A 13504-nucleotide genomic window follows, 5' to 3' on the forward strand; every position below is an offset into this window, starting at 1 on the left:
GGATTACGCGCTCTTGTCGCGGCGCTCGGGGCGAGAAGGCTTGCGCGGCACGATCGTCGGCAGGACGTTGTCCTCCACGGTCTCCTTGGTCACAACGACCTTGGCGACATCATCGCGGCTGGGGATGTCGTACATCACCGGCAACAGCACTTCTTCCATGATGGCGCGCAGCCCGCGGGCACCGGTACCGCGATGGATGGCCTGATCGGCGATGGACTCCAGCGCGTCGGTGGTGAATTCCAGCTCCACGCCGTCCATCTCGAACAACCGGGTGTACTGCTTGACCAACGCGTTCTTGGGCTTTGACAGGATCTGAACCAGCGAGTCCTTGTCGAGGTTCGTCACCGAGGCCACCACCGGCAACCGGCCGATGAACTCCGGAATGAGCCCGAACTTGATCAGGTCTTCGGGCATCACCTCGGCGAAGTGGTCCTGGGTGTCGATCTCCGCCTTGGAGTGCACCTCAGCGCCGAAGCCGATGCCGCGCTTGCCGACCCGGTCGGAGACGATCTTCTCCAGGCCGGCGAACGCACCCGCGACGATGAACAGCACATTGGTGGTGTCGATCTGGATGAACTCCTGATGCGGGTGCTTGCGGCCGCCCTGCGGGGGCACCGACGCCTGCGTGCCCTCGAGAATCTTCAGCAGTGCCTGCTGCACACCTTCACCGGAGACGTCGCGAGTGATCGACGGGTTCTCGCTCTTGCGGGCGATCTTGTCGACCTCGTCGATATAGATGATGCCGGTCTCGGCGCGCTTGACGTCATAGTCGGCCGCCTGGATCAGCTTGAGCAAAATGTTCTCGACGTCCTCGCCGACATAGCCGGCCTCCGTCAACGCGGTGGCGTCGGCGATCGCGAACGGGACGTTGAGCATCTTGGCCAACGTCTGCGCGAGGTAGGTCTTGCCGCAACCGGTCGGGCCGAGCATCAGGATGTTGGACTTGGCGAGCTCGACGGGCTCGGCGCGGGAATCCCGCGTCTTCTCCTGTGCCTGAATGCGTTTGTAATGGTTGTAGACGGCCACGGCCAGCGTGCGCTTTGCGGTGTCCTGACCGATGACATAGCCCTCGAGGAATTCGCGGATTTCAACGGGCTTGGGCAGCTCGTCAAGTTTGACGTCGTCGGCGTCGGCGAGTTCCTCTTCGATGATCTCGTTACAAAGGTCTATACATTCATCGCAGATATAGACGCCTGGGCCCGCAATGAGCTTTTTAACCTGCTTTTGACTCTTGCCGCAGAACGAGCACTTCAGCAGGTCACCGCCGTCTCCAATGCGCGCCATGGTGGTGGTGTCCTACTTTCCTCGCAGTCGGTGGTGAAACGTGTCGTATAGGTCGCTCGGGCCCTTTTGGGTGGTTGGTCCCGACGCTACCCGCATGTTCCGGCGCGGTGCGACCGATAAAGCCGAATCGCGTCGGTGGTATTTATCTGTGTTCCGCAGAACATATCGCCTGACTCCCCCCATGGCCCCCTGGAACGCGCCACCGTGTCCCTGGCGTGTCGTCGCCGTTATCGGACTGAGAGTGGCACCCCCGCGATAAGCACTTAAGCGAAGAGCCGACATTCCAGCGGCCGTAGAGTTGCGCCGTGGTGTTCGCCGTGCCCCACGATACCGTGCTGATCAGCGACGGCGGTTTGGCGACCGAACTCGAAGCACGCGGACACGACCTTTCCGATGAGCTGTGGTCAGCCCGGTTGCTTGTCGATGCGCCGCAGGTCATTACGGCAGTCCACGCCGCTTTCTTCCGCGCGGGCGCCGCGTTCGCTACGACCGCGAGCTATCAGGCTTCGTTCGACGGTTTCGCTTCACGCGGAATCGACCGCTCGCAGGCCACCCGTCTTCTGCGGCGCAGCGTCGAACTGGCCCGACTCGCCCGCGACGAGGTCGGTGGCCGACGGTGGGTGGCAGCGTCGGTTGGGCCGTACGGCGCGGCGCTGGCTGACGGATCGGAGTACCGCGGTCGATACGGCCTATCGATGGCGGAGCTGACGGACTGGCACCGACCGCGGCTGGAGGTCCTGGCCCACGCCGGAGCCGATGTGCTGGCACTGGAAACCATTCCCGATGTCGACGAGGCCGAGGCGCTCGTCGGCCTGGTACGGGAGCTTGGGGTTCCTGCGTGGCTGTCCTACACGGTTGCCGGGGCGACGACGCGCGCCGGCCAGCCGCTGAGTGAGGCGTTCGCCGTCGCCGCCGGCGTGCCGGAAATCGTTGCGGTGGGCGTGAATTGCTGCGCGCCGGACGACGTGCTGCCAGCGATCTCCATCGCGCGTGACGTCACGAGCAAACCGGTGATCGTCTATCCGAACAGCGGCGAGCGCTGGGACGCGCAGCGCCGTCAGTGGGTAGGGGTGTCGCGCTTCTCGGCCGGACTCGCGCCGGAGTGGGTCGCCGAGGGTGCACGCATCGTCGGCGGATGCTGTCGCGTGCGGCCCGACGACATCGCCGAAATAGCGCGCGCAGTCGGGTGACACCCGTTCCGCGGCCGTCATCATCTGTTGACGACCGCCGGGCGACTATGCCGTCTGAGCCGACAGCTTGCGGTACTCCAGGACCGTGTCGATGATTCCGTAATCCTTGGCCTCTTCGGCCGTCAGGATCTTGTCGCGATCGGTGTCCTTGCGGATGACCGCGGGATCCTTGCCGGTGTGGTGGGCCAGGGTGGTCTCCATCAGACTGCGCATCCGCTCGACCTCTTTGGCCTGGATCTCGAGGTCGGAGAATTGGCCCTGGATCACACCGGACAGCGCCGGCTGGTGGATCAGCACGCGGGCGTTGGGCAGCGCGAGGCGCTTGCCCGGGGAGCCTGCGGCCAGCAGCACCGCGGCCGCCGACGCGGCCTGACCCAGGCACACCGTCTGGATGTCGGCGCGCACGTACTGCATGGTGTCGTAGATCGCCATCAGTGAGGTGAACGAGCCGCCCGGCGAGTTGATGTACATGGTGATGTCGCGGTCGGGGTCCAGCGACTCCAGCACCAGCAGCTGCGCCATGATGTCGTTGGCCGACGCGTCATCGACCTGCACGCCGAGGAAGATGATGCGTTCCTCGAAGAGCTTGTTGTACGGGTTGGACTCCTTGACGCCGAAGCTCGAGTGCTCGATGAACGACGGCAGGATGTAGCGCGCCTGCGGCTGCAGCCGGGGGTCAACCTGGGGATGCAAGTAATCGGTCATGATGGCGAAACTCCGTTGATGTGGGCGCTGGTGATGATGTGGTCGACGAACCCGTAGTCCAGAGCCTCCGGCGCGGTGAACCAGCGGTCGCGGTCGGAGTCGGTCTCGATGCGTTCCAGCGTCTGGCCGGTGAACTCGGCATTGAGCCGGAACATTTCCTTCTTGATGACCGTGAACTGCTCGGCCTGGATCGCGATATCCGAAGCGCTGCCCGTGACGCCGCCCAGCGGCTGGTGCATCAGGATCCGGGCGTGCGGCAGGGCATAACGCTTGCCCTTGGTTCCGGCAGCCAGCAGGAACTGGCCCATCGACGCGGCCATGCCCATGGCATAGGTGGCGATGTCGCACGGCGCCAGCACCATCGTGTCGTAGATCGCCATGCCCGCGCTGATCGAGCCACCGGGCGAGTTGATGTAGAGGTTGATGTCCTTGGTGGGATCCTCGGCGGCCAGCAGCAGAATCTGCGCGCACAGCCGGTTGGCGATGTCGTCGTCCACCTGAGAGCCGAGGAAGATGATGCGCTCGGACAGCAACCGCTCATACACCGAGTCGACAAGGTTGAGGCCCTGCGAGGCGCCACGCATGTCAGTCACGACTGGATACCTGCTTTCTTCTTAAGTCTCGGGACGCAGTGTCCGTCTTCAAATGACACTAACCAACCTGCGGCGGCACGCACTCCCTAGACTGCGTCCGTTCGCTATCAGCGTCACTCGGTGTCGTCGGACGCCTCGTCAGACGCATCAGCGGCCTGCTCATCTGAGGGGCCGAAGAACTCCGTGGTGTCGATCACGTCGCCTTCGGTATCGGTGACCGTGGCGCCGTGCACGACCGCCGCGACCGTCAGGCCCCGCCGCACGTCGGCGAACATCGCCGGCAGCTGGTTGTTCTGCTGCAGGAACTGCAGCAGCTGCTGGGGTTCCATTCCGTATTGCCGGGACATCAGGACGAGCCGCTCGGTCAAGTCGTCCTGGCCGACCTGGATGTCGAGCTTGTCGGCGACGGCGTCCATCAGTAGCTGCGTCTTGACGGCCTTTTCCGCGTTGGTGCGGTTGTCGGCGTCGAACTCCTCGCGGCTGCTGCCCTGCTCGGCAAGGGCTTCCTCGAACCGCTTTTCGTCGTGGTCGAGGCTGTGGATCGCATTGTGCAGGGTGTCGTCGACTTGGGCCTGCACGATCTTCTCCGGAATCGGCACCTCGACCTGCTCGAGCAAAACCTCCAGCGCCTTGTCGCGGATCTGCTCGGCCTGCTGGACGCGCTTGACTCGCTGCACCTGCTCAGTGAGGTTGGTCTTCAGTTCGTCGATCGTGTCGAATTCGCTTGCCAGTTGGGCGAACTCGTCGTCAGCCTCGGGCAGCTCACGTTCCTTCACCGACTTGACGGTGACGGTCACCTGCGCCTCCTGGCCGGCGAGATCACCGGCGGCCAGCGTGGTGGTGAAGACGCGACTCTCCCCCTCTTTGAGCCCGACGATCGCGTCGTCGAGACCCTCGATCAGCTGGCCGGAGCCGACCTCGTGCGAGAGGCCCTCGGTGTTGGCTTCCGACACGTCTTTGCCGTCGACGGTGGCCGACAGGTCGATCGACACGAAGTCGCCGTTCTCGGCGGCGCGCTCGACGCCGGTCAGGGTGCCGAACCGGGCACGCAGATTTTGAAGCTCGGTGTCGACCTCCTCGTCGGTGACCTCGATGGGGTCGACGGTGATCTTCAAACCCTCTAGGTCGGGCAGCTCGATCTCGGGCCGGATGTCGACCTCCGCGGTGAAGACCAGGTCCTCGCCGTACTCCTTCTTGGTGATCTCGATCTCGGGCTGTCCGAGCGGTTGCACCTCGGACGTCGTGACCGCCTCGCTGTAGCGGCCGGGCACCGCATCGCCAATGACCTGGTCGAACATCGCCTGCTTGTCGATGCGGGCCTCGAGAAGCTTCACAGGCACCTTGCCGGGCCGGAAGCCGGGCATGCGGATCTGCTTGGCCATCTGCTTGAAGGCCGTATCGATGTCGGGTTGCAGCTCGGTGAAGGGCACCTCCACGTTGATGCGAACCCGGGTCGGGCTCAACTTCTCGACGGTGCTCTTCACGCTCGTGCTCCTTGTGTGTGTCGTAGGGATGCGTACTGAGTCGGGGTGACAGGATTTGAACCTGCGGCCTTCCGCTCCCAAAGCGGATGCGCTACCAAGCTGCGCTACACCCCGGTCTGCCGCTCTTCGCGCACGCGCTCATCGCCGCACTTGACCACCGGCGATACTACGGCCTGATCACACAATGCTTTAAATTGGATTTGCTTCGGGGGGCGCCGGTACAGTCTCCTGTGCTGTACACGCGGGCGTAGCTCAATGGTAGAGCCCTAGTCTTCCAAACTAGCTACGCGGGTTCGATTCCCGTCGCCCGCTCCAAAAGGGTGCGTCTGCGCTCATGAATTCTTGTCGAACCGCGGTGCGACCCAGGAAACGATGACCGTGACGCCAAGGGCGCCCAGCAGGACCCAAAAGTTGACCGGAGCTCCCAGCGCGGTCGGGCCCATCACGACCATCACCACGACGCCCAGCCCGAGCTCGATCGTCAGCCACCGAGATTCGCGTTGCCGCAGAAGCGGTGCCCAGAGGTTGCGCGGCATACTGCGCACCAAGACGATCACCGCGTAGATCCGCATCGGATACGCCGCTTCGGGGGTGAGGGCCAGCGCGTCGCGGGCGCTCTGCTCCGTCCCCCTCGCCGGGCGGCTTACCAGACGCGCACCCAATCGATGAGCATGTCCGCCGGATAGGTTCCCCCGCGGGGGTCGCCGCCACCGGAACCCGCGACCGCGAGATCCAAGACCGGGGACAGCTGAAAGCCCGGCTCATTGAACTGCCAACTCGGAAGTGAGTGCGCCGCAACGCTGAAGTACGGCTGGGCGCCGTCGACGTAGTCCTTCCAGAAGCGCATACCCGCGTCATCCCATTGGCACCGCCAGGTATGCCATCCGCTGTCGACGGAGATTGTTTGGCTCGAGTGTTCTCCGCCATTCAGATTCGCGTGGACGGCGGTTCCCGGAGCCCAGCTGCCGTTGCCGTACCACTCCATGATGTCGACTTCGCCGCCGTTGGTCGGGTTGTCGTTGGACAGATACCAGGCGGGCCAACAGCCGGGAGTGAGACAGTTCAGCTTTATCCGGGCTTCCCAGGTGTGGCCGATGCCGCCCCACCACTTGCTGAAGACCTTGCCGCTGTAATAGGTGTTGCCGTCCTTCGCGGCGTGGAAAACGAGGTTCGAATTTCCGTCGAGGTACACGTTGCGGCGATCGTCGCGGTACTGCCCGACGTTGTCCGGTAGCTCCCAGAACGTCGGGTCCTGCATCGACTCGCGGGCCCGCGCCACCAGCCACTTCGACGGATCAGGAGCCGAGCCCGCCGGGCCAGTGAAATCGTCCTGGAACAGGTAGTTCACCGGTGCGCCACCGGGCGGCGGCGCGGCCGGCGCCGGCGACCCCGAAGCCTGGGCCGTCGGGACTCCGACTGCGGCCGCCAGCGCACCAACGCCCGTCATCAACATCAGATCGCGACGATTCAATTCAGTCACCCTTCGGATACAACCATGCGGCCGGCCACTGTGCCGAACCGGTAGACACGCGGTGAATGCCCGTATGACGCATCTGACAATCCGGGCAAACGTAGGCGTCAATCGCTGAAGAGCTCTCGGATCTGGCGCGTCTGTGCCTCAGACTCTGAGGACATGGCAGCCGATGAAACGATTCGCACCGCGGTGGTGATCGTCCACGGCATGGGCGAGCAACGCCCCATGGACACCCTCGACGGGTTCGTGAAGATGGCGCTGCGACCGCGAGACGTCAATGGCGAGCCGAAGTGGGATTACTACTACTCCCGTCCCGCCGAGGTCACCGGCTCCTACGAAGCTCGCCGCTACATCTCACGGCAGCTGGGCAGCTTCATGGGCCCGGACGGTGCGCCGACCGAACCCATCCAGGGCCAGACCGAAATCTACGAATATCACTGGTCGTACCTGATGACCGGCAACCGATTCGCCGACGTGATGCCAAAGACTCTGCGGCTGCTCCTGCGGCGGGCCAGTAATGTGCCCGACGCGTTGTTCGGGATTTGGCGGGTGGTGTGGATCGTGCTGCTGGCGATCCTGCTGGCCATCCCTGCACTGTTCGTGGCGGGGTACCTGCTCAATACCGACGTCCCGGCCTGGATCATCGGGGTGATCGTCAGCGCAGTCATTCTGATCTTCTGGTTCGGCTTGTTTCGCCTCGTGGCGCGAGCACTAGTGAACAAGGTGACGAAGTCCTTTGTCGACGTCGTCCGCTACCTGGATACGTCGCCGCACTCCTACGCGGCACGTCGAGCCATTCGCGGCGGCTTGGTCGACCTGTTGCATGCGCTGCACGACGGCCGGTACTCCCGCGTTGTCGTGGTGGCCCACAGCCTCGGTGCCTACATCGCCTACGACGCGCTGACCGCCCTGTGGGCGCAGACGCACGAGCTGCACGCCGGGCCGATTGACGACCCGATTCCGCTCGAGTCCTTGGACACGCTTGAGGGGGCAGCCGACCGGCTCATCGCCGATACCGACGCCCCTGGAGCACTGGACGACTTCCAGGACCTGCAGTTCGCACTCTGGCAAGACCTTCGCCGTCAAGGGAATCCTTGGCGCATAACCGATTTCGTCACCGCGGGTACGCCGATGGCCCTCGCGGATCTATTGGTTACCCGGCCCTCGCTGTTCAGCGGATTCACGAAGGCTGACTGCACATACCGAACCGAGCTCTTCGACAGTCTGGTTCGTCGCGGCGCACTGGTCCGCTGCCCGCCGCGAAGCGAAACGCTGCCCGTCGAGAGCAACGAGCACCATCCGGTGAGCTACCGCTGGAACAGGAGTGGACCCCGCGAAGTGCTCGGTTCCCAGTCCCCATTCGCCGTGACGCGCTGGACGAACCTGTGGTTTCCCGTGACCCGCGGCGAGCTGCGCGGCGACTGGTTCGGCGGTGCACTGCGCCCGCTGTTCGGTCCGGGCATCCGCGACATCGAGGTACTTGGCAATGTGCCCGAACGGTTCAAACGCGGTTCGGCCCACACCGAGTACTTTGCGCACCCCGACAGGGGCGACGAGGGCGACGCGGCATGGCACATTCGCACGACGCTGGCCCTGCAGACCCACGCTGTCCTCGAGCGTCTGTTGGACGCACCACCTCCGGACCATGCCGCGCCTGTCCAGCCGCTCCAAGCGCCAACGTCGCAGACAACGTCGCAGACATGGAGTAGTCCGCTTTCCGAGGCCCCGCCAGGCAGCAAACGCGACCGAACCGCAGCCGTACCGAGTCCGTCCCGCAGTCGCCTCCGAGGCTGACTGACCATACTGTTGGCCTGCAAACCCGTTAAGCGGTCGACAGGAGTATCGGTTGAGGCACCACCCGGACGTCACGATCCACGGGTTGTGCGCGGACGGGTTCGACAAGGTGCGCGACGCGTTCGCCTCCAACTTCACCGACCGCGACGAGATCGGGGCCGCTGTGGCGGTCTGGGTCGAAGGCGACCTCGTCGTCAACCTGTGGGGCGGGTGCGCCGACGCCGGCGGGCGCCGACCCTGGCGTGAAGACACGCTGGCCAGCATCTTCTCCGGCTCTAAAGGGCTGACGAGCACCTGCGTACATCTGCTCGCCGACCGCGGCGAGCTCGACCTGCACGCACCGGTGGCCAGATACTGGCCCGAGTTCGGACAGGCCGGCAAACAAGACATCACCGTCGCGATGGTGATGGCGCATCGCTCGGGGGTGATCGGGCCGCGCACCCGTCTGCACTGGGCCGACGCCACCGACTGGGATGGCGTATGCCGGCACATCGCGGCGGCTGAGCCGTGGTGGGAGCCCGGCACTGCGCAGGGCTATCACATGGTGACGTTCGGCTTCATCCTCGGCGAGGTCGTCCGCCGCGTCACTGGCCGCACCATCGGGCAGTATCTGCGGACCGAGATCGCTGAGCCACTCGGGATCGACGTGCACATCGGACTGCCGCGCTGCGAGCATCACCGCTGTGCCGAGATGGTGAACAAGCCCCACATCCGCGACGTGCTGGCCGCCGGCGAGGCTCCCGGCCACCCGGATTCACTCGCCGAGCACCCGTTGGCCGGATTGTCGGTGGCGATGGGCTTCGTGCCCGATGACGAACTCGGCTCCAATGCGCTGGAGGTGTGGCGGGAGAACGAATTCCCGTCCACCAACGCTCATGTGACCGCTCTGGGTATGGCGACGTTCTACAACGCGCTCGCGCAGGAGAAGCTGCTGTCGCGCGATCACATGGAGTTGGTTCGCGTCTCACAAGGCGGTTTCGACACCGACGTCGTGCTCGGGCCGCGGGTCGCCGATCACGGCTGGGGCCTCGGCTACATGCTGAACCAGCGCGGCGTCGCCGGGCCGAACCTGCGCACGTTCGGCCACGGCGGATCCGGCGGGTCGTTCGCGTTCGTCGACCTCGAGCACCGAATCGGCTACGCGTACGTGATGAATTACTTCGACGCGACCAAGTGCAACGCCGATCCGCGCAGTGTGGTGCTGTCCGACGAGGTCTACTCCGCTCTGGGCGTAACTCCGCACTGATTCGCGGATCCGATTCGGTGGTTTCCTGTAGGTAGGCTGGACGCCATGAACGGCGCCTTGCTCGTCCTTGTCATCCTGGTCATCGCTGCTATCGGGTTGGCCATCTACAGCTCCTCGCGAGTCTCGGGCAAGCGCAACGCCGCCTCCCTGGCCGATGCCAAGGCCGACGCGCGTCGCGTCATCGAGCGACTCGGTGGCCAGGTACTGAACCTGACCGGCACCGACGACGCCTCCAAGCAGGCGATGGCAGACGCGTCCGAGCGGTACACCGCCGCCTCGTCACAGATCGAGCAGGCCACCACGGCGCGCCAGGCTGCTCTCGCCAAGGAAAGTGCGGTTGAGGGCCTGTATTACGTGCGTGCGGCGCGGCTGGCGATGGGCATCGATCCCGGACCTGAACTGGAGACACTCGCCGGACAGCGGACGGCGGGCGCCGTGACCGAGGACCGGCGAATCAACTTCGAGGGTCGCGAGATCGAGGCATCGCCGGCGCCGTCGCCGCGCACGCCGAACTACTACCCCGGCGGACGCGTCGCGGGCCGTCCTGTGCCCGCGGGCTGGTATTCGGAGCCGTGGTGGAAGCCGGCACTTGTGGCAGGCGCGTGGGGCCTGGGCTCGGTGCTGTTGTTCGACGCGATGTTCTCCGGCATGCACGGAGTCGACTACGGCGCACAGGGTTTCGAGAGCGGATACGGTGACGGATACTCCGACGGGTTCGAGGCCGCGCAGGACTCCGGCGGTTGGGGTGACGGCGGCGGTGGTGCCGACGCGAGCGGCTTCGACGGTTACAGCGGCGATGGCGGCGGCTGGGATGGCGGCGGCTGGGGCGGCGGAGACTTCGGGGGCGGCGACTTCGGCGGCGGCGACTTCTAAGCGTCGATGGCCGCATACGTCATCTCCGAAGTCGAGGCGGGCGACGCTTCCCGAAGCGGCTGAAGGAGATTGGCCACATCAGCGACGGCTTGTGATCGTTGAATTTTCCGACAGGGACACGCTGCAGCGGTGGTACTCGTCCGACGAATACGCTGAGGCACTTGCCTATCGGGACCGTGCACTGAACCGGCGTCTGCTTTTCGCCGACGGAGTTTGACCCTTACTGCTGGCAGGTTGGGCACCAGAACACGTTGCGTCCCTCCATCTCCGCGGTGCGGATCGTGGTGCCGCAGACCCGGCATGGTTCGCCTGCCCTGCGATACACGTACGTGCGCGGCCGTCCTGGTGCATACGACGGGAGACCGTGGTCGTGCTCGGGCCGGACGACGATGATCTTGCCGCGACGGAAACCGATCTTCATCAATTCGACGAGATCGGTCCACATCGCGTCGAATTCGGACTCCGCGATGTGGGTGCCGGGACGGTAGGGATCGATGCGGTGGCGGTACAGCAGCTCGTTGCGGTACACGTTGCCAACGCCCGCGATCACCGTCTGATCCATCAGCAATGCGCCAATCGTCCTGCGGGACTTGCGAATTCGCGCCCAGGCCAATGCCCCGTCGGCGTCGCGGCGCAACGGATCGGGTCCGAGCCTGGCCACGACATCGGCGATGTCGGGCTCATCGATCACTTCGCACACCGTCGGACCGCGCAAGTCGGTGCCGAATTCCGTTCCAATCATCCGCATCCGGACCTGACCGACGGGCAGCGGCATCGGGATCGGCACTTCGGTGAACGTGCCGTAAAGGCCCAGGTGCACGTGCACCACCCGGCCACCGTCGTAGTGGTGGAACAGGTGCTTGCCCCAGGCGCTGGCCTTCTTCAACACGCGTCCGTTGACGGCCGCGGCGCCCTCGACGAACCTGCCCTGCGGGCTGGACACCATCACAGGGGAACGGCCGAACCGGCGCTGATGCAGCCGGGCCAGCCGGTGCAGCGTATGGCCTTCGGGCATTCCTACGCAGGTGCGCCGGGCACGGGCGGCGCGACGTGGGTCTTTTCGTATTCGGCCAGGATGTCGATGCGACGTTGGTGCCGTTCGGCTTTCGACCATTGAGCGCTCAGGAAGGCGTCGACGATCTCCAAGGCTTGCTCGACGGTATGCATGCGGCCGCCGATGCCCATCACTTGGGCATTGTTGTGTTCGCGCGCCAGAGTTGCGGTCTCAACACTCCAGGCCAGTGCACAGCGCACACCGGGAACCTTGTTCGCGGCGATCTGCTCACCGTTGCCCGAACCACCGATCACGATGCCGAGGCTGTCCGGGTCTGAGACGGTTTTCTCCGCGGCAGCGATGCAGAACGCCGGGTAGTCGTCCTCGGCGTCATAGACGTAGGCACCGCAGTCGATCGGCTCGTGGCCGGTCTTGTGAAGATGCTCGATGATGGCCTGCTTGAGTTCGAAGCCCGCGTGGTCAGAGCCCAGATAGACGCGCATGGCGGTCATTGTGGCAGACCGGTCTAACGTTTCCGCTCCGGCTGGCGTCTACCAAGTGAGGACGTAATCAAACGGAAGGTCTTCGGTATGAAGAACGCAGATCCTGATTCGGTTCTCGAGAAGTTGATCGGGTCGTGGTCCCTGGTGAGTTGGGAGTCGTATTCCGACGACGGGTCCGCGTCGTATCCGCTCGGTGCGGACGCGTTGGGTCAGCTCATGTACGACGCCGACAAAGCGGCGGTGACCCACCACATCGAGTCCGGCTGGTTTCCGAACCTCGTGGGGACACAGCAGGTGCGGTACCACCGGTTCGACGGCGAGCGGTTAGTGCTCGACGCCGATACGGCGTGGGACAGAGTCCGCATCGTCTGGCGGCGGAATGCGGTCAGCCAATGGTGATGGCGTCGAGCCGCTCCTTGATGAACGCCGAAGACGTGACCGGCTCCAGGCCTGCCACCCGGCCGATCGGCGGCGCCAGCGGGGTGACGACGGCATCGTGGTTGGCCTCGTAGAAGTAGATCAGCGAGACCAGGTCCTCCTCCGGTGCATGCGGTTGCGGTGGCAGCACCCGATGGCGACCCGACGGCCACCGCCGCCCGCTCCAGTACTCGAGCAGATCACCGATGTTGACCGTCAGCGCGTCCGGGTCGTACGGCGCGTCGCTCCAACCGTCGGCGTCCGAATACACCTGCAGGCCGCCCGCACCGGGCTCGCGGTCGAGGATCGTCACCGTGCCGAAATCGGTGTGCGGGCCGATGCGGAACTGGCCTGGCTCGGGTTCACCGACCACACTCACCGGTGGGTAGTGGTTGATGTTCATCGTCCAGGTCGGCCGGTTCGCCAGCGACGCCCACAGATTCTCTGGCAACCGCAGCGCGTAAGCGAACAACGCCAGGAGATCGTCGGCCAGCTTGCGCATCGCGGTTGTGTACTCGTTGACCAGCGGCTCCAATGACGACACCTCGGCCGGCCACACATTGGGCGCGAACCAGATCCGGTCCACATCCGGGTCGCCCGTGGCCGTTTCGGCGCCGAGGCTGTAGCTCTCCTTGAGGTCCGGCGGCGTCTCGGTCCCTTCGGCGTAGGCATTGGCCTCAACCCCTGGCGCCAGCCAGCCATGTCCGGCCACCGGGACCGAGTACCGCTGTTTGACGTCAACGGGCAGGCTGAAGAACTGCCGCGCGGCCGCCCGCACATTGCGGGCCAACGCCGGATCGACGCCATGCCCGGTAACAAGAATGAACCCGGCGCGCTGCAAACCCTCATCGACGGCAGCAGCCACCCGGTCGGCCGTCGCACCGCCCTCATGCCAATGCGAGATGTCAACGGTGGCAATCACTTAACTCACACTCCCATTGCTCTTC

General features: G+C 64.9%; 14 protein-coding genes, 2 tRNA genes and 1 pseudogene. 7 read left to right on the forward strand and 10 right to left on the reverse strand.

Annotated elements, in window-relative coordinates; translation table 11 throughout:
• Window positions 1-3: 3 nt before the first annotated feature.
• On the reverse strand, window positions 4-1284 hold the full coding sequence (gene clpX, locus VJV41_RS03570) for an ATP-dependent Clp protease ATP-binding subunit ClpX (RefSeq protein WP_325331158.1): 1281 nt from the start codon (window positions 1282-1284) through the stop codon (window positions 4-6).
• Window positions 1285-1601: 317 nt separating this feature from the next.
• Between clpX and mmuM the strand changes: the two genes are divergently transcribed.
• Window positions 1602-2474 carry a homocysteine S-methyltransferase gene (gene mmuM, locus VJV41_RS03575; protein WP_325331244.1) on the forward strand — a complete coding sequence of 291 codons (873 nt, stop codon included), beginning with the start codon at window positions 1602-1604 and terminating at the stop codon, window positions 2472-2474.
• A 45-nt stretch (window positions 2475-2519) separates the two neighbouring features.
• Here mmuM and clpP2 read toward each other — a convergent pair whose 3' ends face one another.
• The 4 genes and pseudogenes from clpP2 to VJV41_RS03595 form a co-directional block, all read right to left on the reverse strand.
• Window positions 2520-3179: an ATP-dependent CLP protease proteolytic subunit ClpP2 gene (clpP2, locus tag VJV41_RS03580; RefSeq protein ID WP_414684870.1), complete on the reverse strand. Its 660-nt coding sequence runs from the start codon at window positions 3177-3179 to the stop codon at window positions 2520-2522.
• Window positions 3176-3763, reverse strand: coding sequence for an ATP-dependent Clp protease proteolytic subunit (locus VJV41_RS03585; protein ID WP_325331248.1), 588 nt, complete (start codon window positions 3761-3763; stop codon window positions 3176-3178). Before VJV41_RS03585 ends, clpP2 begins: the two co-directional genes overlap by 4 nt.
• Before the next feature lie 67 nt (window positions 3764-3830).
• Window positions 3831-5256 (reverse strand): annotated as a pseudogene (gene tig, locus VJV41_RS03590) (trigger factor).
• Window positions 5257-5296: 40 nt separating this feature from the next.
• Window positions 5297-5370: transfer RNA gene (locus VJV41_RS03595), tRNA-Pro, on the reverse strand.
• Window positions 5371-5497: 127 nt separating this feature from the next.
• Here VJV41_RS03595 and VJV41_RS03600 point away from each other — a divergent pair.
• A tRNA-Gly gene (locus VJV41_RS03600) sits at window positions 5498-5571 on the forward strand.
• Between the two features lie 17 nt (window positions 5572-5588).
• On the opposite strand, the gene VJV41_RS03605 is transcribed toward VJV41_RS03600, so the two are convergent.
• Both VJV41_RS03605 and VJV41_RS03610 read right to left on the reverse strand, forming a co-directional pair.
• Window positions 5589-5918 carry a hypothetical protein gene (locus VJV41_RS03605; RefSeq protein ID WP_325331162.1) on the reverse strand — a complete coding sequence of 110 codons (330 nt, stop codon included), beginning with the start codon at window positions 5916-5918 and terminating at the stop codon, window positions 5589-5591.
• Window positions 5900-6736 carry a glycoside hydrolase family 16 protein gene (locus VJV41_RS03610; protein ID WP_325331164.1) on the reverse strand — a complete coding sequence of 279 codons (837 nt, stop codon included), beginning with the start codon at window positions 6734-6736 and terminating at the stop codon, window positions 5900-5902. Before VJV41_RS03610 ends, VJV41_RS03605 begins: the two co-directional genes overlap by 19 nt.
• A gap of 153 nt (window positions 6737-6889) precedes the next feature.
• Here VJV41_RS03610 and VJV41_RS03615 point away from each other — a divergent pair, with 153 nt between their 5' ends.
• The 4 genes from VJV41_RS03615 (at window position 6890) to VJV41_RS03630 (ending at window position 10860) form a co-directional block, all read left to right on the forward strand.
• On the forward strand, window positions 6890-8524 hold the full coding sequence (locus VJV41_RS03615; protein WP_325331166.1) for a hypothetical protein: 1635 nt from the start codon (window positions 6890-6892) through the stop codon (window positions 8522-8524).
• 76 nt (window positions 8525-8600) lie between these two features.
• Window positions 8601-9770: a serine hydrolase domain-containing protein gene (locus VJV41_RS03620; protein ID WP_414684874.1), complete on the forward strand. Its 1170-nt coding sequence runs from the start codon at window positions 8601-8603 to the stop codon at window positions 9768-9770.
• Between the two features lie 45 nt (window positions 9771-9815).
• Window positions 9816-10643, forward strand: a complete 828-nt coding sequence (locus VJV41_RS03625) for a DUF1542 domain-containing protein (RefSeq protein ID WP_325331170.1) — start codon at window positions 9816-9818, stop codon at window positions 10641-10643.
• Window positions 10582-10860, forward strand: coding sequence for a DUF1330 domain-containing protein (locus VJV41_RS03630; protein ID WP_325331172.1), 279 nt, complete (start codon window positions 10582-10584; stop codon window positions 10858-10860). The genes VJV41_RS03625 and VJV41_RS03630 overlap by 62 nt, the downstream gene beginning before the upstream one ends.
• Window positions 10861-10863: 3 nt before the next feature.
• Here the strand turns inward: VJV41_RS03630 and VJV41_RS03635 are convergent, their stop codons facing one another.
• The gene (locus VJV41_RS03635) at window positions 10864-11658 is read right to left on the reverse strand and encodes an Fpg/Nei family DNA glycosylase (protein WP_325331174.1); all 795 of its coding nucleotides are present in this window, start codon (window positions 11656-11658) and stop codon (window positions 10864-10866) included.
• Window positions 11659-11660: 2 nt separating this feature from the next.
• On the reverse strand, window positions 11661-12140 hold the full coding sequence (locus VJV41_RS03640) for a ribose-5-phosphate isomerase (RefSeq protein ID WP_325331176.1): 480 nt from the start codon (window positions 12138-12140) through the stop codon (window positions 11661-11663).
• An 87-nt stretch (window positions 12141-12227) separates the two neighbouring features.
• On the opposite strand from VJV41_RS03640, the gene VJV41_RS03645 reads away from it, so the two are divergent.
• Window positions 12228-12539: a lipocalin-like domain-containing protein gene (locus VJV41_RS03645; RefSeq protein WP_325331178.1), complete on the forward strand. Its 312-nt coding sequence runs from the start codon at window positions 12228-12230 to the stop codon at window positions 12537-12539.
• On the opposite strand, the gene VJV41_RS03650 is transcribed toward VJV41_RS03645, so the two are convergent.
• A complete protein-coding gene (locus VJV41_RS03650) occupies window positions 12526-13479 on the reverse strand; it encodes an isopenicillin N synthase family dioxygenase (protein ID WP_325331180.1) in 954 nt (317 codons plus the stop codon). The two genes, VJV41_RS03645 and VJV41_RS03650, sit on opposite strands and share 14 nt — an antisense overlap.
• Between the last annotated feature and the right edge of the window lie 25 nt (window positions 13480-13504).

It is taken from the genome of Mycobacterium sp. (assembly GCF_035274705.1).
Taxonomy (GTDB): Bacteria; Actinomycetota; Actinomycetes; order Mycobacteriales; family Mycobacteriaceae; genus Mycobacterium.